The sequence below is a fragment of the Psychrobacter sp. Arc29 genome, assembly GCF_041431175.1.
Classification (GTDB): Bacteria; Pseudomonadota; Gammaproteobacteria; order Pseudomonadales; family Moraxellaceae; genus Psychrobacter.
Window position 1 is genome coordinate 205,907 of the sequence record NZ_JASMRR010000004.1, and the last position, 22,323, is coordinate 228,229.

At 44.5% G+C, this 22,323-nt stretch carries 33 protein-coding genes; 1 reads left to right on the top strand and 32 read right to left on the bottom strand.

Annotated elements, in window-relative coordinates:
* Position 1: 1 nt before the first annotated feature.
* Both QO189_RS07340 and QO189_RS07345 read right to left on the bottom strand, forming a co-directional pair.
* A complete protein-coding gene (locus tag QO189_RS07340) occupies positions 2 to 907 on the bottom strand; it encodes a pyocin knob domain-containing protein (protein WP_371532183.1) in 906 nt (301 codons plus the stop codon).
* Positions 908 to 955: 48 nt separating this feature from the next.
* On the bottom strand, positions 956 to 1,294 hold the full coding sequence (locus QO189_RS07345) for a phage tail protein (RefSeq protein WP_371532184.1): 339 nt from the start codon (positions 1,292 to 1,294) through the stop codon (positions 956 to 958).
* A gap of 85 nt (positions 1,295 to 1,379) precedes the next feature.
* On the opposite strand from QO189_RS07345, the gene QO189_RS07350 reads away from it, so the two are divergent.
* Positions 1,380 to 1,907, top strand: coding sequence for a hypothetical protein (locus tag QO189_RS07350; RefSeq protein ID WP_371532185.1), 528 nt, complete (start codon positions 1,380 to 1,382; stop codon positions 1,905 to 1,907).
* Here QO189_RS07350 and QO189_RS07355 read toward each other — a convergent pair.
* The 30 genes from QO189_RS07355 to QO189_RS07500 all read right to left on the bottom strand — a co-directional run bounded on the left by QO189_RS07355 (position 1,902) and on the right by QO189_RS07500 (position 22,319).
* Positions 1,902 to 2,081, bottom strand: coding sequence for a hypothetical protein (locus QO189_RS07355; RefSeq protein WP_371532186.1), 180 nt, complete (start codon positions 2,079 to 2,081; stop codon positions 1,902 to 1,904). The two genes, QO189_RS07350 and QO189_RS07355, sit on opposite strands and share 6 nt — an antisense overlap.
* The gene (locus tag QO189_RS07360) at positions 2,074 to 5,358 is read right to left on the bottom strand and encodes a phage tail tape measure protein (RefSeq protein ID WP_371532187.1); all 3,285 of its coding nucleotides are present in this window, start codon (positions 5,356 to 5,358) and stop codon (positions 2,074 to 2,076) included. The genes QO189_RS07355 and QO189_RS07360 overlap by 8 nt, the downstream gene beginning before the upstream one ends.
* A gap of 82 nt (positions 5,359 to 5,440) precedes the next feature.
* Complete coding sequence (locus tag QO189_RS07365) at positions 5,441 to 5,929, bottom strand: Ltp family lipoprotein (RefSeq protein WP_371532188.1); 489 nt, start codon at positions 5,927 to 5,929, stop codon at positions 5,441 to 5,443.
* Positions 5,930 to 6,277: 348 nt separating this feature from the next.
* Positions 6,278 to 6,748, bottom strand: a complete 471-nt coding sequence (locus QO189_RS07370) for a hypothetical protein (protein WP_371532189.1) — start codon at positions 6,746 to 6,748, stop codon at positions 6,278 to 6,280.
* A gap of 12 nt (positions 6,749 to 6,760) precedes the next feature.
* Positions 6,761 to 7,681: a phage tail tube protein gene (locus QO189_RS07375; protein WP_371532190.1), complete on the bottom strand. Its 921-nt coding sequence runs from the start codon at positions 7,679 to 7,681 to the stop codon at positions 6,761 to 6,763.
* A gap of 53 nt (positions 7,682 to 7,734) precedes the next feature.
* A complete protein-coding gene (locus QO189_RS07380) occupies positions 7,735 to 8,124 on the bottom strand; it encodes a phage tail terminator-like protein (RefSeq protein ID WP_371532191.1) in 390 nt (129 codons plus the stop codon).
* 85 nt (positions 8,125 to 8,209) lie between these two features.
* The gene (locus tag QO189_RS07385; protein ID WP_371532192.1) at positions 8,210 to 8,578 is read right to left on the bottom strand and encodes an HK97 gp10 family phage protein; all 369 of its coding nucleotides are present in this window, start codon (positions 8,576 to 8,578) and stop codon (positions 8,210 to 8,212) included.
* Positions 8,571 to 8,789, bottom strand: a complete 219-nt coding sequence (locus tag QO189_RS07390; RefSeq protein ID WP_371532193.1) for a hypothetical protein — start codon at positions 8,787 to 8,789, stop codon at positions 8,571 to 8,573. Before QO189_RS07390 ends, QO189_RS07385 begins: the two co-directional genes overlap by 8 nt.
* Positions 8,790 to 8,802: 13 nt before the next feature.
* Positions 8,803 to 9,177, bottom strand: coding sequence for a glutamate 5-kinase (locus QO189_RS07395; RefSeq protein WP_371532194.1), 375 nt, complete (start codon positions 9,175 to 9,177; stop codon positions 8,803 to 8,805).
* Positions 9,177 to 9,560 carry a hypothetical protein gene (locus tag QO189_RS07400; protein ID WP_371532195.1) on the bottom strand — a complete coding sequence of 128 codons (384 nt, stop codon included), beginning with the start codon at positions 9,558 to 9,560 and terminating at the stop codon, positions 9,177 to 9,179. Before QO189_RS07400 ends, QO189_RS07395 begins: the two co-directional genes overlap by 1 nt.
* Positions 9,561 to 9,563: 3 nt before the next feature.
* Entirely contained in the window at positions 9,564 to 10,031 is a 468-nt protein-coding gene (locus QO189_RS07405; protein ID WP_371532196.1) for a hypothetical protein, read from the bottom strand.
* A 1-nt stretch (position 10,032) separates the two neighbouring features.
* Positions 10,033 to 10,458 (bottom strand): hypothetical protein, encoded by a 426-nt coding sequence (locus tag QO189_RS07410; RefSeq protein WP_371532197.1) that lies wholly within the window; start codon positions 10,456 to 10,458, stop codon positions 10,033 to 10,035.
* A 54-nt stretch (positions 10,459 to 10,512) separates the two neighbouring features.
* Positions 10,513 to 11,466, bottom strand: a complete 954-nt coding sequence (locus tag QO189_RS07415; RefSeq protein ID WP_371532198.1) for a major capsid protein — start codon at positions 11,464 to 11,466, stop codon at positions 10,513 to 10,515.
* Between the two features lie 10 nt (positions 11,467 to 11,476).
* Positions 11,477 to 12,190 carry a hypothetical protein gene (locus QO189_RS07420; protein ID WP_371532199.1) on the bottom strand — a complete coding sequence of 238 codons (714 nt, stop codon included), beginning with the start codon at positions 12,188 to 12,190 and terminating at the stop codon, positions 11,477 to 11,479.
* A gap of 107 nt (positions 12,191 to 12,297) precedes the next feature.
* Positions 12,298 to 12,459 (bottom strand): hypothetical protein, encoded by a 162-nt coding sequence (locus tag QO189_RS07425; RefSeq protein ID WP_371532200.1) that lies wholly within the window; start codon positions 12,457 to 12,459, stop codon positions 12,298 to 12,300.
* Positions 12,456 to 13,526, bottom strand: a complete 1,071-nt coding sequence (locus QO189_RS07430) for a hypothetical protein (protein ID WP_371532201.1) — start codon at positions 13,524 to 13,526, stop codon at positions 12,456 to 12,458. The genes QO189_RS07425 and QO189_RS07430 overlap by 4 nt, the downstream gene beginning before the upstream one ends.
* Positions 13,519 to 14,982, bottom strand: a complete 1,464-nt coding sequence (locus QO189_RS07435; RefSeq protein WP_371532202.1) for a DUF4055 domain-containing protein — start codon at positions 14,980 to 14,982, stop codon at positions 13,519 to 13,521. The genes QO189_RS07430 and QO189_RS07435 overlap by 8 nt, the downstream gene beginning before the upstream one ends.
* A gap of 1 nt (position 14,983) precedes the next feature.
* On the bottom strand, positions 14,984 to 16,219 hold the full coding sequence (locus tag QO189_RS07440; RefSeq protein WP_371532203.1) for a phage terminase large subunit: 1,236 nt from the start codon (positions 16,217 to 16,219) through the stop codon (positions 14,984 to 14,986).
* A gap of 10 nt (positions 16,220 to 16,229) precedes the next feature.
* Positions 16,230 to 16,943 (bottom strand): terminase small subunit, encoded by a 714-nt coding sequence (locus QO189_RS07445; RefSeq protein ID WP_371532204.1) that lies wholly within the window; start codon positions 16,941 to 16,943, stop codon positions 16,230 to 16,232.
* 317 nt (positions 16,944 to 17,260) lie between these two features.
* Positions 17,261 to 17,416: a hypothetical protein gene (locus QO189_RS07450; RefSeq protein ID WP_371532205.1), complete on the bottom strand. Its 156-nt coding sequence runs from the start codon at positions 17,414 to 17,416 to the stop codon at positions 17,261 to 17,263.
* A 590-nt stretch (positions 17,417 to 18,006) separates the two neighbouring features.
* Positions 18,007 to 18,582, bottom strand: a complete 576-nt coding sequence (locus tag QO189_RS07455; protein WP_371532206.1) for a hypothetical protein — start codon at positions 18,580 to 18,582, stop codon at positions 18,007 to 18,009.
* Positions 18,579 to 18,740 carry a hypothetical protein gene (locus QO189_RS07460; RefSeq protein ID WP_371532207.1) on the bottom strand — a complete coding sequence of 54 codons (162 nt, stop codon included), beginning with the start codon at positions 18,738 to 18,740 and terminating at the stop codon, positions 18,579 to 18,581. Before QO189_RS07460 ends, QO189_RS07455 begins: the two co-directional genes overlap by 4 nt.
* Positions 18,741 to 18,765: 25 nt before the next feature.
* Positions 18,766 to 19,110 (bottom strand): DUF1064 domain-containing protein, encoded by a 345-nt coding sequence (locus QO189_RS07465; protein WP_371532208.1) that lies wholly within the window; start codon positions 19,108 to 19,110, stop codon positions 18,766 to 18,768.
* Positions 19,110 to 19,307: a hypothetical protein gene (locus QO189_RS07470; protein WP_371532209.1), complete on the bottom strand. Its 198-nt coding sequence runs from the start codon at positions 19,305 to 19,307 to the stop codon at positions 19,110 to 19,112. The genes QO189_RS07465 and QO189_RS07470 overlap by 1 nt, the downstream gene beginning before the upstream one ends.
* A complete protein-coding gene (locus QO189_RS07475; RefSeq protein ID WP_371532210.1) occupies positions 19,304 to 19,549 on the bottom strand; it encodes a hypothetical protein in 246 nt (81 codons plus the stop codon). Before QO189_RS07475 ends, QO189_RS07470 begins: the two co-directional genes overlap by 4 nt.
* Before the next feature lie 205 nt (positions 19,550 to 19,754).
* A complete protein-coding gene (locus QO189_RS07480) occupies positions 19,755 to 20,276 on the bottom strand; it encodes a hypothetical protein (RefSeq protein ID WP_371532211.1) in 522 nt (173 codons plus the stop codon).
* Position 20,277: 1 nt separating this feature from the next.
* A complete protein-coding gene (locus tag QO189_RS07485; protein WP_371532212.1) occupies positions 20,278 to 20,424 on the bottom strand; it encodes a hypothetical protein in 147 nt (48 codons plus the stop codon).
* Entirely contained in the window at positions 20,421 to 20,891 is a 471-nt protein-coding gene (locus QO189_RS07490; protein ID WP_371532213.1) for a class I SAM-dependent methyltransferase, read from the bottom strand. The genes QO189_RS07485 and QO189_RS07490 overlap by 4 nt, the downstream gene beginning before the upstream one ends.
* Positions 20,888 to 21,367 carry a hypothetical protein gene (locus QO189_RS07495; protein ID WP_371532214.1) on the bottom strand — a complete coding sequence of 160 codons (480 nt, stop codon included), beginning with the start codon at positions 21,365 to 21,367 and terminating at the stop codon, positions 20,888 to 20,890. The genes QO189_RS07490 and QO189_RS07495 overlap by 4 nt, the downstream gene beginning before the upstream one ends.
* Positions 21,368 to 21,434: 67 nt before the next feature.
* On the bottom strand, positions 21,435 to 22,319 hold the full coding sequence (locus QO189_RS07500; RefSeq protein ID WP_371532215.1) for a YdaU family protein: 885 nt from the start codon (positions 22,317 to 22,319) through the stop codon (positions 21,435 to 21,437).
* Between the last annotated feature and the right edge of the window lie 4 nt (positions 22,320 to 22,323).

Genomic DNA, 22,323 nt, shown 5'->3' on the forward strand with positions numbered 1-22,323 from the left:
CTTAGTTAGATGTCACAGCATCAAGACGCTCAGTGAGAGTTGCAATAGCTTCAGCTTGCGATTTAATCATCTTGTCCTGCTTGATTGCAATCGCATGACTAAATGCCAGTAGCGCGTTAATATTGATACCTTCGGCAATTCGCTCGTCAAGCGGTTGCTCAGTGACGTTTCCTTCATCATCTGTGACAGTCTCAGTATCGCGCCACAGCGTAAACGCTGGATCAAACGCGCCCAAAGCTTCGGCACTGAATGAGTAATAATGATAATCAGGATTGTCAGCTTCAGCAGTTGATCGGTAGACAATAGGTGCAAGCTGCATAGCATTTCTGTACGCTTCGTCATCAAGCTCCAGATTGACAAGTATGTCTTTATAACGCTCTGAAGATGTAGAGCGCATGAGTTTGCCTGTACTGTCTACTACCACGTTTGCACCTGCTGCGGTAGTTGTGGCATACGTGTTGACATTAGTTGTAAATGCGTACCACGCACCCCATGATGTCGTAAATCTATTTCTTATGTAGCTGGGTGCGGCGCCGAAGCCAAACGCTATTTGAGTGCGTGCAGTATTTACGTAACTCTTGTAAGTGTGGACTTCCCATGACAAAGCAGGGTCAACGAATGGTGCGTTTTTACTATCTCCGCGCATAATTCGTCTTGAGCCAGCGGTAAGGTCATTAAAATCGAGACTTGCTGACACTGTTCTGTCATCTTCAATTGGGGTAATTTGCGAAAACGCAGCTTTGAACGCGAGCTTTGATGTCGGTATTTGCTCATCATCAGTGCCCACCAATCTACTAGCTGCATGATCCTGATTGCTAAAATTATCTTTAACTTTATTCCACAGCACAAACTCATTATCACCTGTGGTGCCGTTTCCTGTACCAGGGTTTGGAATTTGAATAGCCATAAATATCATCCATAAAAAAGCCCTCGATTAAGAGGGAGTTATAGTTAGTTAAGGTATAAATGCTTGTTTCAAGTTAAAGGATATTTGCCAGATTTTACCGCTTACATGAGATTTATTAATATTTCCCTCGGTTCGGTAGGTCTTAGTCACGCCATTGATTGTGAGATAAAAAGGCGTAACACCTTTATGCTCAATCAAAAAGTCGTAAATTGCGTCAACCTCAGCAAGATAAGCAGTCTTTGCAACTTGCCAAGCGGTACGCGCATTGTTGATGCCAAAACTTGATACTTGCTCGTAACCATCACCAAACTTAACACTGTTGGTCACGAGCTGAGTATCTTGCGTAGCGCCAGCGTCGACGCACCATGTAAATGTTTTAAATGCCATATGTTTCGCCCATAAAAAAACCACCCGTTAAGGTGGTTGGTGTTAGTATTAATCTGCCAAAATCAACTAACAGAAGGATTATACCATGACAGTAGCACCAAGATTGACACAAACTTACGTCCAATGGCCATACAGAGTAGACCTAGAAGATGGTCGCACAAACATTGGCGCAATCGATCTCACTAAAGAACCTGAGCGTATTGATGAAATCCATGAACTTAATGGTATGCCTATTCTCAAGGAGAGAATATCCTTGCTCAACTCTGAAAAAAACGGTGTTATGACTCTTGGAATGTTGTGTGGAATAAACCCAGAAAATAACTCTTGGTTTTCATACTTGGAATTCGGGTTCCGACCAGGTTACGATTATTCAGCTATCAACCTTACTGAGATTGACAGCCTGTTTTATAACTACCTTTCGTCTACTCACGGCGATGGATTTGCAAAAGCCTTGCAGCCTCACCTGATATGGGAGGGACAGAACGTAACACTCTACGGCAATAAGCCAAGTCACATGTATTCCGTGTTTCTTCAAGCCATTGAGCAAGAGCATGTTGAGCAAGCATTTTATCACCTGATTGACTGGCTTCGTGTTGAATTTGCTGTGTCATGAGCCATCTCTCCCCTTATAAAGAAGGCCGCCTTGACGGCCTTCTTTTCGTATTTGCTCAGCGACAACCTTTTTAATCGAGTCCGCCATTTCTCGGCTCGTCTCAGCACTGTTCTTCGCCTTACTCGCCTCAACACTTAAATTAAAACCAAATGCCTTTATATTTAACTTAGCCATACAATAAACCCCCTTGACGTTTTTCCTTGCGTATTGTGTCCATAACCACGGCCTTGATGCCGTTAGCCATATCACGACCCATTTTTGCATTATCACCTGATACACTAGCATTACCTTTTGCATCAACATTGACGTTAATATTTATATCACCGCCACTAACTGGCGCCTTACCACTCCGCATAGCATTAAGGTTATCAACACCGATACGCTTAGTGGCCTGAGCATCAAACACGTACTCTTGGCCGTGTACAGCACCAGCTATTTGATTCACGCCCATGTTGCCAGTGTAGCCACCAGCTTTAAAACCTTGTGGAGCCAGACCGCTAATAGCATTAGTAATGGCACTGGTTGATAGAACCACCTTTCCTGCAGCAAGTGCTTTAGTAAAGTAAGTACCAGGTGTATTGGCCCATGCATCCATGATGGCTTTTTTGCTGCTCAATACTGCACTAGATAGCGTATACATTTTTTGCATAGTATAGAGCGCACGGTAGATGCCTGATTGCTCACCCAAGAAGCCTTTAGCCATACCAGCAAGTCCGCCAAATATCGCCTCGCTTTGTGACAACATGAGTTGCTGCTTGGCATCCATATAAGACTGTTCGATAGCCAGACGTGCTTCTGTCTGAACACCGATCATGTCTGTATGCAGCTGCTCATACTTCTCAACTACCGCCATACGCGCATCATACTCAGCTTGTATCTTCCCAAGCGGTGTCTCAGCCTCAATACCTGATAACATGCCTTGCAGATTATCGCTAGATGATGCCTTGTCTTTACTGAATTGACTAAAGCGGCCTTTAATCAGATCGGTCGCATTGCTCCGCATCTTATCGCGCTCATCTTGCCATTTATCAAACCGCGCTTGCACCGCATTGGTTGCTTTTAACTGCGACTCTAGAGCTGATAGCGCTTTTTGTTGTCTAACATACTCATCAATACGAGACTGACTCGCACCTTTGAATTTGCCAATACCAATGTCATACATTAACGATGACAACTCGGTATTATCACCAAATAAAGCTATGCGTTTTTTAAGACCGTCGATACCATCCTCAACAGCCTTAATTGCCTGTCTAGCCATTAACTCGGCTTCGCTAACCACCCTTCTTGAGCCTTGCTTGATACCAATTGCCATACCATCAGCGGTATGCAAGCCTAACTTTTTAAATTCTCTTGATGGTGAGTGAATATCAAGTACGCTTTTGGCTTTTGTAATCGCACTGGATGCCATGTTGCCAATAGCAGTGGTAACCCCGCTTGCGCCTGACTTAATACCGTTGATTAAACCACTGACAATATCGCGGCCAACCTGTAGCATTTTAGCTGGCAGAGCTTTTAGTGTGGTTGATATCGCATTACCAATACTGATAAATGCTGTTCTAGTATTAACCACACCTCTATCCCATGCTGCTTGCATGGTTGCAACGGCCGTATTTACTGCACCACTGATTTTTCTATACTCAGCTAACAGGCCTTGCCTAATGTCAGCCCAGTTTTTCACGACCTGATATCCCATATAGGCTATACCAGCAATTGCCGCAACCACCAACGTAATAGGACTGGTTAATACCGCTAGCGCCGCGTTAAACGTCCAAGTTGCTGCTGCTGCCACACCTGCCGCTACTGACCATGCGGATGTTGCCACGGTCATCACACCTGCTTGCACTGCTGCAATTGCTGACAATGTTCTTAACGCTATCAGTGGTGCGTTTGCCGCAATTAATGCCACGGTTAATGCACTCACCGAAACCGCTAATGCCGTGAAAACACCCTGATTTTCGCTAACTACCTGCTTTATCTCATCCCAATTCTGATAAACAAGAACTCCAGCCGCCAGTAGCGCACCTAACGCGATAATAGTTAGTCCCATTGGGCTTGATAGTGCGGTATAAGCAAGTTTAAGTCCGTCGATAGTGCTCTTAGCTGCGGTAAATCCGTCAGCGAGCAATTTTAGACTCACGATAGAGCCTAGTACGGATGCACTTACCAGCGTTATCTGTCTGATTAGCTCGGGATTAGCTTGCGCCCACACTGTTATCTTGTCGATAACTGGTGCTAACTGCATGAGTAGGTCGTTTAACACTGGTAAGAATGCTTCACCAATAGTAGCTACTGCTGCGTCAACCCTGTTGTTAAACAGTGTGGTAGCATTGGCAGATGTTGCTGCCATTTTTTCAAACTCGGTCTGCATTGAGCCTATGTAAATCTTAGTGCTGTCCGCTGTTTCACCAACAAGGGCCATCTGAGTGTCAAGCAATCCCATGTTACCTGCAAGTGCCGCTACGTCATCACCAAACTCTCTGCCAATGATCGGCGCGATAACTCCGATTCTATCCTCTTGTGGTAGTTTATTGACTGCTTCTAAAAACTCATAGATAGCAGCCTTGCCATCTACCTTGACGCGCTGTGCAAATTCATCGATGTTAACGCCTAGCTTTTCAAACCCTATCAATTGGCTTTTACTGGCCATGTCCAATGTTGAGAATGTGATTAACATACTGTTTACAGCTGATGCTGCAATTTCCGCAGGTTTTCCCAGTGCAACAAATGTACTGGTCAATGCAGCTGTAGCATCTTCAGTAAGCCCAAACTGCTTAGCCAAACCACCAACACGACTCATTGCGTTGACAATCTCAGCAGCCTTGGCAGGACTATTGTTTGATAGCGTGTTAATCGCATCACCTAACTTGCTGATCTCACTAATTGGTATCTCAAACACGTTCGCTAACTTTGCCATGGCATCGCCAGCATCGTCTGCTGACATATCAAAAGCGATAGCCATTTTTGCAACTGTTTCAGTAAAAGACAGCAAGTCCTTTTCTGCCACACCCAACTGACCGCCTGATGCAGTGACCGCTGCCAACTCCTCAAAAGGCAAAGGGATAGTCTTAGACAGGTCTATCAATTCCATTTTTAGATTGGACAGACCGTCGCTTGATGCAAAATCAACCGTTTTATTAACCTCAGCCATTGCTGTTTCAAACTTTTGAGCCTGTTTGATACCAAGCCCAACTGCACCAGCTAAAGCAACACCTGCAAGTGCTGCGGCTTTTGCCATGTTATCTAGTGACTTACGCGCTTTATCATTAGCACGTCCTAAATCACCTGCATCATCACTAGCTCTACGTTGTCTGCGTCCTAAATCATCAGTGTTGTCACCTGTGTCATCCGATTGACGACCTAGTTCACGTAATTGCTTTTTAAGATCTTTTATGCGCTTTTCTGCATCGCCTGAGTCGATGACAATTTGTAGCCTTGATGTCTGTTCTGTCATACCGACCCCTTTATCTTAAGCATAAAAAAAGCCTCACAAATAAATGTAAGGCTTCTATCTGATTTAGACTGTTTCTTATAAATTAGTCACAAGCGCCAGCTGCCTTGGCGCCATACTCTGCTTGCTCTTTCGTGTATTTATCTCCTGCGTCAGCAGATAATTGATTTACCAAACCATCGCAAGAAAACCCTGTGATCGACAAATAGTTTGCAGCAGACTTTGCCGCTTGCTCGTTGTAATCAATATTTAAGCTATCAACCGCTACAGTAGCATCATTCACATCGTAGCCATCGCCCGCTTCAGACGACAACTGATTAATCAGACCATCTCTTGAGAAACCAGCAAACCCAATATAGTTTTTAGCTGACCTAACTGCATTTTTCTGCTGATTAGTCATACCGTTATCTTCTGCGACTACTTCGGTCTCAGTAATCATTGGATCAGCTACAGTACCATTCGATACCTCAGTTTGCGCGGTTGTATCTTTAACATCTTCACTGTTGCCGAATATGAGTCCGATAACAAACAATACCCCAACAATGATAGCTATCCACTTAAGTGCCTTTTTCATGTCTTTTGTCCAGTAAAGTAAACCGTCACTATAACCGATTGGAAACAATCAAACAATAATCAGGTAATAATTAGCTATCTTGTCTGGGTTTTAGGTGCTGGCTTAGCGCCAAATCATCAAGCGCAAAAATGATGTAGTCGAGAATACTACGAGGTATATTAATAGGATGGACTGTCACTACATCTGTTATGTCTCTAACAGTCAATGGCAATGGTTTTCCATCATGATAATTACGTGCCCTAGCAATCAATATAAAAGCCTGTACTACTTGCTGTGTTGTTACATCATAACTAGGCGGCTCAGGTAGTTTAACCCCAAGCCGCGCATAGCTAGCCAATCGCTTTGGAGTTAGCTCGCTGCTTTTTTGGTGCCACTGCCAGACCGCAATGGCTTTTTTTTAGTCTCACCTGCTTGTAGTGCAAACTCTTGCGATAACTCTTTGAAGGTGTCAAAAATATGAGTTGCAAACCCTAGACCATTATCACCCAAGGCAGCTACAAGCTTAGTAAAGTTATCACCATTAATCGGCGCTACCTCGCCATCAGGTAGCAATACATCCCATTCAGTGATTAGGTACTCACCCATTAAATACAACAGCGACTCGCCAAAAGACAACTCATTTTCGTCAAAACTAGCTTTTGACAGTTTATCTTTGGTGACTTTTTTATCACCTTGGCTTTCTTGGATTTTGACATATGCTGACTGGAATGCCTTATCGTCACCAACACGCATAGTTAGTTTGACCAGACCATCGTAGTCAATCTCACGCTCAACCGAACCAAGCTGTTTAGGTTTCAAATCTTGTAGAGTAATAGCCATTTTTTAATTATCCTATGCTGCAATACGTTTGATGATTGGCGATACATCGACCGCCATGTAAGTAACTTCTGCTGTGACAAGCTCATTGCCTGAAGGACTTGGAATGTCACCGCTGATTTGTGCTTTTGGCACTACGATTGTGTAGCCCGTGCCATCGCTAAATGTAATCGGCACCTCAATCGACATCGTACCGCCTGTGCGTTGCAGCTCTAAAATATCGTAAGCTGTCTCACTAAAGGCAATCGTCATTGAGCCATTAGCATTGGCAATCATGGCGTGGATATTACCGCCATACATATTCGAGCCTAAACACTTCTGAATCTCAGCCTGGTTGTCTAGCTCAAAAGTAAACGCTTCAACACAAACGTTAATAGGGCTACCGTCATGCAAAATATCACCAACACTCATACCGCTGGCTTTTAAGCCGTTGGTAGCTGGGATGGCGCCTAGTGCATAAGAAACCGTCTTTTGAGTCTCATAACCAAGCCCCATCAAGCCGAATGTCACCTTCACGATGCCATCTGTGGTTACTTCGATGGTCAATTTATTAACGTGTACGCCTTTAAAGGCATAAAACGCATTGATATCAGTGAAGTCTTTGGTGATTGCCATAAACTTGCGCGTATCACCAATAGTCAGCTGTGACGGATCGGTATCAGCAGCCGTCCAGTCATTCCAGAAGGCAGCTGCTAATAAGTCATCATAGGTGCCATAGAGAAGTTCTGCTGATAGGTCGCCTGAGATTTCGCCACTTGTGACCATTCCGCTAGTCTTTACGCGACTACCATTCAGCATTTCGCTGTCAGTAAGCGTAGTGGCGTTATTAAGGCCGTTAGTGATGTTAGGTAGCACCTTGAATGTCGCTGGTGCTGGCAAAGTATCTTTGTCTGTCTGCATCGCATAAGCGGTTCTTACTTTAGCGCCTGATGACATATCTTTCTCCATAAAAAAGCCCTCAAAAATGAGGGCAGATAGTGATTATTTGATTAGTTGAATCTAAAAGGGATTCGCACATTTATTTGATAGCCGTCCTCGCGCTGCGGCACATTAATAGCTGATGGCGTCATTAGCTTGAGCTTATCAACTGAATGGTATTTGAAGTGATTGCCCAAACTGTCAGCCAACCTTTTAACCGACTCAGTTCGTTTGTTGTTTGGATAAAATATTTGTATGACCACTGCGCCAAGCTCAGCAGTACATGGCTCGTTAGCCATACCCGCCATAAAGTTGATACCATGCTGCACTGTCAATCTGTACCACATACCGTCGCTGGGTGTCTCAAAGTTCACATTGTCAGTTGCATAACGCTGAGCAACAAAGCCACTCCACGCCTTCATATGAGCTTGTATCAAGCTGTCAATTAGTGCGTTATTCATCGTCAGCCTCATCAAAATATTTATCGTAAATAGCATCAGCTATGACAACCACTGCAATCAATAACCATTTCATATCAACACCTCATTAAGTGTAGGCTGCAACTGCTGCCTCATATGCGAGAGAATAAACGCCTTGTGGTGCTTGCTTTGACCAGCCATTTTCTATGCGTTCTGCGTATGGGAGATTGTTTTGTATGTAGACCATTGGCAGCTCTGTCGATGACATACTTTGTATTGCGTTAAATGCAACTGACATACCGTCTTTGTTCTCAGTATATCGATAATCAGGACTACCAAAACTTACGATGTGATTAGCTCTGTAGCGCCCCTCGTCGACCGGCGATAGTATCTGCAAATTGTTGAGCACAGTAATTGCTATGCCTCGCTGCAGCTTATGAGCATCTTCCATAATATCGTCAGCGAATAGAAACGGCGCTCTATCCCAATTAGTCATCCCAGCCCTCACGGATTTGCATTACACCGTTTTTATCAATACCACCGTTTATGATAGCGACTGGCTCACCATTAGATCGAATCACATGATAGCCGTTATTATCCCAATCACGCGATGAATCAACCTGCTCGTGGTAGGGTTTGCCATCTGCCAAAGTTTGAATACCAATAGCACCATTAACGGCTAGTACTTGTTTTATACTTAATTTCATTACCTGAACCATATCACACCTGCCTTAACTGAATCTCGTATGCTACGCCCGCTGGGTCTTTGTCCACACGTACCACGCTATAGCCGTTTATCTTGTCATCAGCGATTGGCTCAGCTGTGATCTCATTCGCCAAGCAAATCAATTTAACGTCTGTCACGTTGATAATGTCGCTCTCAAGCTCATAGGTTGAGTAGTCAGCGAATACGCCACGCCCTGAGTAGGTCAATGTACTTGCTGATGGTCCCCCTGGTGGATTCATCCAGTCGTCAACACCATCATCAGTGTCGCTCGCTACTGTTCTTGTACCTATGAACGCTGTCACAGCATCCGCAAGCTCGTCATCGAACGCCTCAGCTAGGTCGGCCTGAATGTCGTCACGTAAACCCATCAGAACCTCCCTAGCTCTACAATTAGCGGTGGCGCGGTCTTGAATGGTGCAATCAATGCCAACGCCATACTCTCACCTGCGCTTAATGCCTGACCATCCGCACCAGCGGCATAAGTCTTGCTCGATGTCACTGGTCCAGCTTTAACGCTCTTTGATACAACAATGCCGTCTTTACGGCCTTGGTACATGTTGCCAGCAATCACTTCTTTTGCGATATAGGCACCTGCATGTAATATCGAGTCAGGTACCACATCATCATATAGGGGCAAACGCTTCTCATTGAGCCAAGCGTTTGCTAATAGTACGGCTGTGTTGCCGTCACCACTGGTCGCCCAATCAGCGCCTAGCACGTCCGTGACGGTATCAATGGTGACGTAGTTCATAGCTTATTGGCCTTTAAATGCATTGTAGATTTCAGTGATTTTGGCATCACCTAAACGCCCATCAAAATCATGACCAGCTTCAGTCATTTCAGCTTTCATTTCGTCGATAGTTGGCGTGTCGTCAGATGGCTGTACTGGGTAGAGGTTATGCTCATCATACAAAGCACGTAACGTTACTTCGTCTGCATCGTCATCGTAGGCCACACCAGCATCAGTCAGCGCTTTTTTAACAGCGTCCACGGTTGCAGGTTCGGGCATTTTTGGTGCTTTGTCTTTTTTGGTGCTGGCTTTCATGCTGTGGTTTGGTAAGTGCTTATAACCATTTGGCACATCACCAGTCACCGCATCGCATGTTTCAATGAAATCATCAGGATTGTAGGCACGAGTATCACGCATGATCACACCCGCATCTTTGGCCTTGGCGATATTCTCGGGGCTAAAATCATCGGTAAAATATAATACTTTTGGCATCTTATGCTCCTAGTTCTTGGGCTAAGTCTTCAATGCGCTCATTAAGCACATCATGGTAAGCATCCATATGCTCTTTTTGTCGTTTGAGTAGCTGCCATTGTTTCTCGCTAATAAATGGCGGTTTGCTACCTGCAAGTAAGGCTTTTAAAGCTTTAAGACGCTCTAAAATCTCCATCCCTTCAATCAACATACGATCAAGTGGCGTTTCTGCTGGATGATACGACTTATCAAAAACATCTTTAGGCGACCATGAAATATAGCCTTGATGGTCTTTATGGTTAGGCTTGCCGCCGTCCGTATATTCGACTAAGTAGCCTTCGGTATTGGGGTCTTCGTCTTTAGGCAAATCCCATCCGCGATAATCGTTATACGCGCCTAACGCCATAGCAGCTGCAAGCAACTGTTTTGTACCTGTGTACTTTTTCATTTGTAACCTCGTATGAGTTGGCTATAAGCACCTACACTTATAGCCGTTTAGCTATTACTGAGTTTTAAGCAGTACGCCAGCGGTGTTTTTCAGTGACTCAGCGTGTTGCTTCCAGTTGGTACTGGTGCCAAGTGCTGCACTGGTTGGATTGTCGCCACCTGCTGCCATATCCCAGCCATAGCCTTTGACAGACGCAGCGTAGGACCATTCAGCCTGATACGTGGTCGTGATGTTTTCTTTACCCGTCTCAGTCGTAGTGGCTGCATAGAAGTCATCTTGACCATTAACCACGATACCGCCCTCGGTCAGACCAAGTGTGTTATAGCGGATGCCAGTATCGGTATATACCAAGTCGGGCGCATCAGTGACAACAAACATGCGGCCAAACTGATCACGATAGACAGCGATATTGTCGAACTCAAACAAGCGCTCATTGTTATTAAGCGCTTTTAAATACAAGTCAGTCAACGCGCCTGAGTGCATCACCCATGCGCGGATAGCCTGAGCACGGTCACCAAATTTCTGAGCAGCCCTGGTCATTGCTGCAAAATCAATCTTAGCTGCGGTGCTGTCTTGCACTGCTGCAGTATTACTACTGATAGCACCAACGGCACAGTGGATGCCTTGGTTGAGCATGTCAGCAATCTGAGCCTCACCCAACTGCTGACCAATCACGATGGCCGCTTGCTCTGGGTTCTGTTGCACCCATGCAAACTGAGCACGTTCCCAAATCAGCTCAGGTGTACCGGCTGCGATCTTAACTTGAGCATTGGTGTGCTGCTCTAGTCGTTTGCTAGCAATGGTATTTTGACCATTCTTGACGTCACGACGACGCACCATGCCATTAATGCGCTTAAATGACGCCTCAATATCAAAGTCACCTTCAAAAGGCTTAGGGGTTAACTGAATAACACCTTGCGACTTTTCATTGAACAAGTCAGTCTGCTGTGCAATGGTTTCAACCATCACTGCATGCGTCTGGCGGTTAAAAATCTCTAAATCAAACATAATTTATCCTTTATGAATTTGCTGCAAGCCATGCGCTTTTTTGCTCCATGGTCTTACAATCTGATAATCGTTTTGGTACACCGTTTCCACCAGCTCCGCTGTTTGCACCATTCGCCCCGCTACCTGATGCGCCACCTGCAGCAATCAAAGGCTTAAACGCCTCGTTTGCTCTAAACTCTTGTTTCAAGTCGTCCAATGTCATGGCTGTCTTATTGCCATTAGCATCTAACACGCGAATTTTCTGAGTACCGTCCTCGCTTTGCTCAAGCGACAGTCGATTTTGAATGTGAGGAAGCAAAGCAATAGCTGAGCCCTTAATCGATAGCTCATTGGCTAGGTTGGTCGCTGCCTGCCCTACTGTTAGATCATAAATCTGTTTCTCGAGCGCAGAGACTTTACCGCCATTATCTTCATTGAGCTTTTGAATCTGCTCTTGATATGACTTTTCTAGGCTCTCAACATCGCCTTTAGCCTTAGCATTATCATGAAGTGCCTTTTGTTGTGCATCTTCTAGCGCTTTGGCTCTATCCTCTGCTGCCTTGCGCAACTCCCGTTCTCGCTTAGTCTCGCCAAGCAGCTCATCAGCCTTGGCTTTTAGGCCGTCTGTGTCTGGAATATCCGCATCTAAGCGATAATTGCCGTCATCTTGTTTGACGTACAGGCCTTGCAGCGTGGTATCAAGGCTACCGTGTTTGTCTGCGTCTAGTGTTAATGCTAATGTCATTGGCTCTGCCTCTGATTGTGACTCTCTGAGTCGTTGTTAAATTTTGGGTATAAAAAAACCACTCGAATGAGTGGCTTAATTTTTAAGCAATCATATTAATTCTCTGCTTACTCTATGTTTAGCTTTGACTCTTTTATTTGACCTGCTATCTCAGCAATTAGAATGCTGTTAGCTGCAATCTGTTCGGGAGTTGCATCCGCATAACTTAGAGTAACTTCAACTCTTGAATTAACATCGCCTATATACACTTCTTTAATAAAAGTAATCATAACCCCGCCTTTTTAAACGCCATTGGTTCACGCTCTCGCATTTCTGCAAGTGTGAGTGGCTTAAAGTTTTTATCTAATTGAAGTTGGGCGAACTTGTCAGCGCTTAGACCGCCTGATCGTAATAGTTTGCCTCTAGTTGGTCCCAATATATCGTCTTGAAACTCAACCGGCTGTTTTTTCATCCAACCATAGTAAGTATCGTTATCTACTGGACCATCTTTGCTCGCTCGTTTGTCAACGTTGCCACGACCTGCGTATTTATCCATAAGAACAAATAAATACGTTGTCCTGCAATTGTAGTGCAGCGGAAACCTTGGGCCCTTACCTAACTCAAATATCTGTTGATCAAGTGCTCTACACCTTGGGCTTGTTTTACCGTCCAATGTAGCTAAAACCTGTTCTTTCTCGATGATATCCGAATTATCACGGGCAAACTCAGCCTTGCCCTGCATGGCTGCATGCTGCACCGTTGTGCGTACAATAGTCTTAGCCTGACGCGCTGTGACTTCCATCAGACCGTCTTTATAGCCGTTCTTTTTGGTCCCGCGTATCATCCGGACTATTTGCCCGTTAGTCTTGCCTTCATACCTGGCTAAGCGGATATGATTAATATATTTATTTGACTCATTGTTAGCGAGCTCATCAAACAAGTCAGTGATCGTCTTGCCTTCACTGCCGGCAACAGCCAGTGGCGTTTTGGTGACCAGTTTTTCGAGTACCTTGGCTTTCTCAGCTACCTTGATGCCTGATGCCAGTTTAAAGCCATCAAATGCGCTGTCTATGCTCTTAGCCTCAAAGGCATAGCTGTCTGCTGCTACATCGACTAACGTGACCTTGACCGTGTCTGTATACCCGATAAGCTCAGCTTGTACGCCCTGCTTAATCTCAGCCACTACACCGTTAAACGACTTGATAGTAAGCTCGGTCAGCTCATCATCAAGCAATTTTTCTTTGATTAGTTTGTCGATTGCTTTGATATGAGGAGCAAGCCTATCTATCTCAGATTGCTTTAGGCTCTCAAGATAGATAAGCCGTCTGATTGTTTGATTGAGATATTGCTCATTCATCACCAAAAGCCTTAGCCACTGGACTTGGCAACTCGCTATCAATTAAATCGTCAATCTCATCGTCTTTAAGCTCAGGATCAATCAGATTGTATTTGCGCTGATAGTTGTAGGCCATTAACTTAGGCGCTAAACCACCCTGCACCCATGTCGCGATGTTGGTCATAATAGCTGCATCAGGCGCTGCCATCGTAAAGTCTTGCTTGGCCTTAAACAGATACTCACCATCAGCAATAACAGCATCAATACCCATGTACTCATAGGCCATCAGTAATGCGTCTTGCATCGCTTCATTGAGATTAGCGATACACATACTTGCTGTACTGTTCTGCACACCTGACTCATGATTTGATTGAGTAGCGGTCTTCTGGACTGTTTGCGCCTCGCTCAGCTTGGCACCCAATGCTTGCATGATGAGGTATTTTTTATCCATGGCTTCACCAGCAAGGCCGTTTGGCTCCGCTTGGGCAAAACCAAACTTGCCGTTTTCCTCAAGCATGATCATAGCGCCTGAGCCAATGCGTATTTTTTGCTCTTGTAGCGATTTCATTCGATGATCAGAAACACCACTCATCCATGGCTGAACTTGCCCACAGATAAAGGCGCTTTGCTCATAGTCAGCACTGTTACGATAGTGCGCCAGGTTCATCTTAGCCAATGACTCAAGCGGTATGTTTTGCTCACACCAATCATTAGCATCTGAACCACCGATGACGAATGGTATTCTGTCCCACTTCTCACTTTTACTGCGTGTTGGATAGATGCGGTTTTGATGAAGTACAAAATCCTCTTTGTTGTCAGCTATGGTACCGTCATTCTTGCGCCACACTTCAACAAAATAGCCTGTCTTATCCAAACCAAGGTAGCGCCACTGTTCAATAGCTTCAGTAGTAAAGATATCGTCAGCATCAGTCTCATACACCGTCTCATGCAGCACGATGAGCGTAGTAACAGTCTGACCACCAACGACTGTGGTACGCCAGTTAATAATGCTCTCGGGACTGTAGTAGTTAATCGTTGGACGCAATGCTTTAGCCTCAACATCCGCCTGACTGACCTCACCATCCGTAGCAGGATAATCCACAAAAAAGCCAAAGCGCCCACGTTCTAACTGTGCCTCAAACGCTTTCTGTGCTATTTGATAGATAGACAGACCTGCACCGTTGGCATCACGCTTCATGTAATCCAGTTGCGGATCGACATTAAGCACTGGATCATCTTTGAAGGCCTGACCTGTGTACTTATCTAACGTGTCCTTTGTGACCTCAACGAATACAGACCGGTCTTTGTAGTTTTCATAACGCGCCATTGCTTCAGGCGTGCGAATGTCCTTATTAGGCATTGGTAAATAACGCTCACCAGCCTTTTTAATTGCATCCTCACCATTGCACACGTCTGTCATGCGACGCCAGCGCGGGGCAAGCTCGTCATACTGTGGATGTGTCGTGTTAATTGGCATATTAGAAACTCATTATGATATTAGAAGTCGTTGGCGATTTAACAACTGGATATTTTTGATTAATGAAATAACCAACCGCATCATTTAGATGGTCAGTACCTTTCGTCTTATCAGGCATGCCATGCTTGTCATATATCTGCTGTTCTAGCCCATCAGTCATGTCAGGACATAGGTGCGTATTAACCAAGAACCGTCTCTCACCTTTGCTGTTTAAGATCATGCCATTGACCGCGTTAAGGCGTGATTTGATAGCAGGGTTTGTGTTATCAACGTAAACATCAAAGCCTGCCTGACGCAAAATAGTATGATCTGATACGTTACTGTCTTTCGACGATGTATTAGCGCCAGACGCGTCGGGATAAATAACAATGCTATGGTTATCGGCATACTTATCGGTTAGCAGTTTTGCCATCGTTGGCGTGTCTCTGACCTCTGTGTGTTCACCCACTGCTATAGGCAAGCCATCACGAATGACAAACAAAGCTGCTGCCATTTTAAGTACGTTAAAATCCATACCCACATGCAGTATTTCACCATCTTGCAAAACAGCGTCAGTGTGGTTAAGTCGTCTATCAAACTCAGGATAGACGGCACCACTTGCCAAGTTGACAAACTGGCCGTTTAGATACGCTTCAATCAATTGTTTTGGGTATGACTCGCGTAGTGACTCGATATAATCATCAGGCAAGTTAAGCTCATTGTCATACGTTGAGGCTTGAATTAGTCCGTATAGCTTGGCCTTAGCAGCGCTTGAGTTGGCCTCTTTTACAAACTGCTCATACGTAAATTTGAAGCCCTCAGGCGTGGTTGTGACTGCAATACCGTTCTTTAATCCTTTAACCTTGTAGCGCATACGAGCGATAATCTTGCGCCATGCTTGCCGCGCTTTCTCAGTGTGCATCACGTCAATTTCATCGACTAGCGCGTGGCCAATCTTAAAACCAACGATGGACGCTGGGTTGTCCATGGATCGGCAAATGGTTGTGCCGCGGTACTGCCTACCACTGTAAAAATGGACCTCTTTATTAGATTCCTTTATCTCAACACGTAAGCCCCAATCAAAAGCGCACTCTTCAATCGTTGGGTAGAAAATATCTCTAATCTGTGGGTAAGTTGGAGCAAAGTAGCCTGTGGTTATTCGTGGGTTTTCATAATGATGCTTACATGTATCGCCACAACCCGCCCAGGTCTTACCACTTCCAAAGCCGCCAACGTAGCCCCTAAATTTATTTGGCATCTTGATAAATCTAGCTTGAGGTATCGTCAGACTCGGGTTTACGCCCATCTTTCACCTCAATAACGACACTGACTGGTGTTGGTACATCGTCATCTTCGTCTTTTTGTTCGTTAAACATACCCAAATGACGAGCGACGTTATCCAAAGCCTTCATTTTGTCGGCCATGTTAATTTTTAGCCCAAATTTTGTTTGTTCAACACCTTGATAGAGCAGCTTTGCCTGTGGGCTGAGCTGTGTAGTATCAGCAAAATAGATATCTTCCGTACCATCGCCGCCACATTCAGGGCAATCCGGATGCGGTGGGCGTTTGCGGTCATAAAACGAACCACCTAAATTGTACGGCTCAGGTTGATCGTCTTTTTGTGCATCTATGCAAGCGCGCTCATACTGTTTAGGTGTCCATTGATACTCATGGTTATCGCCCCAGCAATAGCGGCAGTTAAACCTTCTAAGCTGTGTCAATTCGTTTGGGTCAGCATTAGCAATCTGCCACCATTGGAATAGGACCGTGTCAGCGTCAATTCTAAGCCGTTTACGCCTATCCGCTATCGCTTCGTTAATTGCGTTTTGAACCATAACATTTGATAACAGGCGACTTGACTGTTCTTGGGCTGTTTTCTTGCTGTAACCTGCACGAATAGCGGCTTGCGTACCGTTCAGGTCAATAATGTATTCATCGACAAACAAACGCTGTTTTGTGGTGAGCGTTCTAGCTTTTGCCATGCTCACCTCCAATTAGCGTGCATAAAAAAAGCTCACCGAAGTGAGCCAAGCATTGTTATCAACTAGCATCCTCATCACATGCAAATAAGATGGTGATTGATAACTCATCGTATGTCGCAGTTGCCATCTGCTAGCGGTTGTCTCGTTGGCATGTGCTACCAGTGGCTAAATCTGATAGGCAGTACGTGAGTGCTTGAATTTAGGCGCATGTCAAAGCCTTTGCTTCTCTACATTTTGACCTCTGCAATTGGCGACAGTGTGTCTCACTGCCAGTCTTAATTAAAAAATGCCTCGTCCAATCAAGGGAGGCAAAAGGGTTAATTACATAACTCAATCTTATCTACAAAACCTTGAGCGCCTTCGACGCCCCTATTCGCTCTGTCTCGTAGAAACTGTAGCCAATAAGCTTTGGCGCACGACTCTGTGACCTCATGATAATAATCATAGGCTTTTTGATTGGTTAGTTCGCACATAGCATCCCTGCTAAATTTTGGACGTAAAAAAGCCCGTTGCGGGAATATCCGTAACGGGCAAAAAGGTTAGCTATCAACTCGCATTGTCATCACATGCAAATCTAATACGCTTTGATAGCTCATCATGTTTAGCAGTCGTCATCTGCAAGTGTGTCACTGTGGCATGTGCTAGTCGGTGACTAAATGGACTAGGTAGTGGGCTGCGCCTTACTAAGTTATCTACCCGCTCTGGCTTTGGATGGCTGCTTCCTAATTAAAGGCTCATCATAGATATTCGGGCACAAAAAAAGCCTTATCAGTTAGATAAGGCCTATTGCTACAACTCTATTTCTATTTTCTTGAACTCTGAATCTTTCAAGAATAAATCGATAGCTGTATTATATTTTATCGCAGCTATTACCAGTGAGCGTTTTTGCTTGTGGTAACCGTAGCTTTCGACATAGGTAGGATCTGCGGACATCTTCTCGTTGCTTTCTTCCTGCAATCGAGTGATTAATCCAAGTTGTTTCAAACAATATCGCTCAACTATGCGCCTTATCATCGAAACACCTTAAATTTGGTTGGCATTCGCCATACTACGAAATATAGCATCAACTGTTAGCAAGGGTCAAGTTATGCCGATAATTATCTACGTCTTGATTAATAAACCCTATCAGGTAGTCAATATCATGTAGCATTTTCTCTTGATATTTGGACCATATCTGACTGTATGAACTCGCTGACATATCGATACCGCTAAAGAGTAAGCGACCCTCGACTGAATATAGCGGCCAAAGGTTGTATAGCTCAAAGTGCAACGTCATGCGTGCCATCTTGTATGCCAGCTCATTAAGCGTGTACTTGCTCTTTGGTGCGCCTCTGTCGTCCTCTAGACAGTATTTAATCATGTTAGCTGCTAAGTGATTGACCACGTCATTAAACGACTCTGACCAGTCATACAGCTCATTGTCACCCCATACTAAAAGAGAGGCTAGTGCCTTGCCTGTTTTGCTCTTGATTAATCCAATAGCGGCTGCCTTATCTTCCCAGTTAACCTCAGGAGGCAAACCACCGCTACCAATATCAAACTTAACCGTCTTAGCACCCATACCCTGCTTTAACCAATCGCCATGCTGCAATTCTAAACGCGGGCTTGTGGCAAATCGCTGACTCAATATTTTATTCATGCATTACACTCCAATGTAAATTGTTCTAAAAACTCATATTTAAATAACGGCTTGATAAAACCGTCTTGCTGGTAATGCACGTAGTGATCATCAACTCGTAGCACTAAGACGCGCTGCCCTGTCTCATTGTTGATATAGATTCGGTCTTTGCTAATCATGGCTGCACCTATACTTTTCTATACGTTAGAAATCTCGAGCGTCCCAACCACCGCCGTTCCTTTTGGTCTGCTTCATGATTGCAATGAACTTAAACGGGAACTTATCAGCAGCGACTTTGATCTTCACCAAAGCGTCATCAGTCCACTGGCCTTTCACTTCATGTATCTCCAATTGACCATCTGAGCGCATCACTAAGAAATCAGGTTTGTAGAATGTGTTATCTGCTAGCCGTAGGTTGATACCGTCAAAAGAGTAATAAGAGATCTCACCTGCTCGCCGCTGCATCTCCAAATGATGGGCATAGGCTTTCTCAGTGTTGTTCATCTTCCCTGTTTTCATGCGACCTAGTGCTTGTATGTTTTTGTTCATCACTCACCATCCTTTAAATTAATATCACCATATTCATGATCAATTGCGTTGCCCTGTTCGTCCCAATTGGCGTAGTCGTCATGGAACGGATCCCCAGAAACCACTCTTAACTTCCCCGTCCATCCCTGATAAGTGCCCGTTTTTGGGTGATACGCTTTTTGCAGATAAATGACTTTGATGTCGTTTGTGGTTTTCATAAGTCCTGAAACTCCTCGAACTTACCTTTAATTAATCGATAGCCACGGGGATTACAACTATCACGCTCCAAATACCCTAAATCCACCAATTCATTTAATGCGCGCTGATGGGTACGACTATGGCCTATCATGTACTGCGACAGCTCATTACGACCCACCCAGCATGGGTAACGTCCTGCTACATGGCGTAAAACATTCAAACGTGATTCGAAAGTATTTTTGTTGCTTATGATTCCATTCATACTGTCATCAGCCATACGATTAAAGTAAATACCGGTAGCGCCAAAACATAGGTACTTGCTGCCTTGTGGTACCACTTGACCTTAAACACATACCCCTTGCGTCTGTTGTGAGCCATGCGACCTATTGGATAAGCTAAGAGCAGTGAGCTGATAAAGTAGGCAGCCATTAGCGCTATTACTAAGTGGTTAACGCTCATATCAATTCCTAATTAAACTGAACAAAGCCATCGACTGCGGCAAATTCAAAAGTTTGGATTAAGTCAGTAAGCAAGCCTTGATTCCACTCGTTCAACTCGCTGCTGTTTTTTGATATTGCGTGCAAGTCATTCAATATCTTGCGCGTGGTCTTGGTCCCAATCTCGCCTTCATTGTCTGCAAAATAAATAAGCTCTGACAAAATACCGCGCTTGCCTTTCTCCCAGTTGTCACAGACACGGGCTGCATAAATACCGCGATATTTACTACCAGCAATCAATGGCTCATAGCCTGCGATGCGTGCTAGCTCGTTGCGCAAATTGCCATAAGTAGAGTAAGAGCTGCTGTAAACACTAATCACATCGCTAAACTCGTAAACCTGACCTGCTTCCAAGTCGTCGCCCTGCTCCCACTCCGAATTACCAATGCTGATATAAACTTGATTAGCCCACACTTCTGGATGGTTGGTATCGCCCATATTTGGTTTTTCAATCAACTTGGTGCCCTTGTACGCTGTAATATCTAATCCCATTTTATTTCCCACCCTTCTTAGTTTTTCGATTATTACGCGGCTTATGCGGTATATAGTCCTGACCTTTGAAATCATTTGGATTACATATGCCATGAGTCTGCTGCTTCAGCATTGCTATAATTCTGTGGCTATCTTTTAATTTGCTCATACCGACTCCTTTAAAAAACATATCCAGTGAGTGTTTGAGCGCTTACCGCTACGATGACCGACCACTGGTTTTTGGTCTGTCAGTGCCAAGATATCTTTTACTGGAATTTGGTCTTCGTTCCATTTAAATATCAGCGTGCCATTGGGCTTTAGCACTCGAAAACATTCTGCAAAACCATCACGAATCATAGTTGGCCAAGTTTCATCCAGCTTGCCGTACTTGAGCGCCATCCACGAATCTTTACCAGCTTTACGCAGATGAGGCGGGTCAAACACGACCATGTAGAATTGCTCGTCATCAAACTGCAAATTGGTAAAATCCATTACCATGTCCGGCTCAATGATCAATTCACGTCCGTCGCATAGCGTGTGCTGCTCACTGCGTTTATCTGTAAACATTGCTCTATCATCCTTTTTATCAAACCAAAACATACGGCTGCCACAGCACGGATCAAGTATTAGCTTCATACCGCCACCTTCATAATCTCTGACAACTTCTCAGTGATCTTCTTGTCCGCTTCACTACCAGGCTTTACCACAGTGCGCTCGTACTCAACTTGGTGTGACTGAGGAATAACAAACGTGGCTCCGTTTCTGTGCTCGCTAATCACTTGCTCATAGACACTGGCAAACGTCTTCAGGAAGTAATTGTCAGCGTTTTTGAGCTTTCCCCATCCAAGACGGTTGGCGGTTTCTAAAACCACTGCATGAGCCCATTTGCGCTTAACATACCTATCTTCAATCAGTCCGCATTGGCAACAGGCGTTATCAAAAGCTGCTTGTGCTGATGGGTATTCATTTGTCTTCTGCGTACGTACCAAGGCTAGAAATTCTTTTGCATTGCTTGGCATCCAGTCTTGATCAAAAGATAATTCGCTCGCTCTACTGAATTCAGACTGTGTGATCTCTTTTTTGGTTAGGTATCGAGCCCAAACTAAAACCATGTCAAAAGACCAGTCAAAATCATCATTTTTCGTTTTCATCTTATTTTTGAACCATGCCTTCCACTGCTTAAAAAGCGCTCTCAGGGCTTCCGTAAGCTGTTTGCTCGGCGATGGCTGCTTGCTCTGCATAGTAGGCGTCTGCATCTGCGTCAAGCTGGGCTGCATAGCCTGATGTGGTGCTGGTGTCGAATTGCTGATGTTGGCTGTTAGCTGGTTGACTGTGTGCATCTGTGTTCCCCTGATTAGCTGATTGATTTTTAACCGCTGTAGCTTTGATTAATTTTTTCTCAAATTGCTCAGTAGATCTAATTGCAATCTCGATGGTGTTATGGCCTTCGTCTATGTGCCATTTGTCTGTGGCTACAAAGGTCATCACATCTGCTATCTGTTCGGCTGTAAAACCATCATCTAATCTTGCGTTGATATGACTCATTCGTTTTTCTAACGGCTTGATCTTCTGTCCTGATGCTTCTAACCAAACATCAAACAAACTTTCCACCAGTAACTCTCTTTCTGTTTTATTAGTTAATGGTTCTTGGTTATTGGTTATTGGTTCTTGGTTAGGGTTTAATTTGCTTTCCAACTGGTTGCCAGTGGAAACCGACTGGGTTTTTTTGGGTTTATTTTTAGGAGGTCTACCACCTTTTTTGCCATTCTCGCGATTCTTTTCAGCATTGGCGTGGTATTTACCTATCTCATCATCAATACGTCTGTGATAAAAACCGTCTTCACGCTCTTCAAAAAAGTCATTTAAGACGTCAAGAAGCATCTTTTCGTGGTCGTGGGTTTCCAAACTTAACCAACGCATAACCGAATGGGTTTTGAGTGGTATTGGGGTTTCATTTAAGTAATAGAGATCAATCAATGAACGATAGATGTAGTGCTCCATCGGTTTAAGATGGGCGGTGTCCTTCTTATAATCTGCGATGTTGAAACTGTAGTAATGCATCATGCCG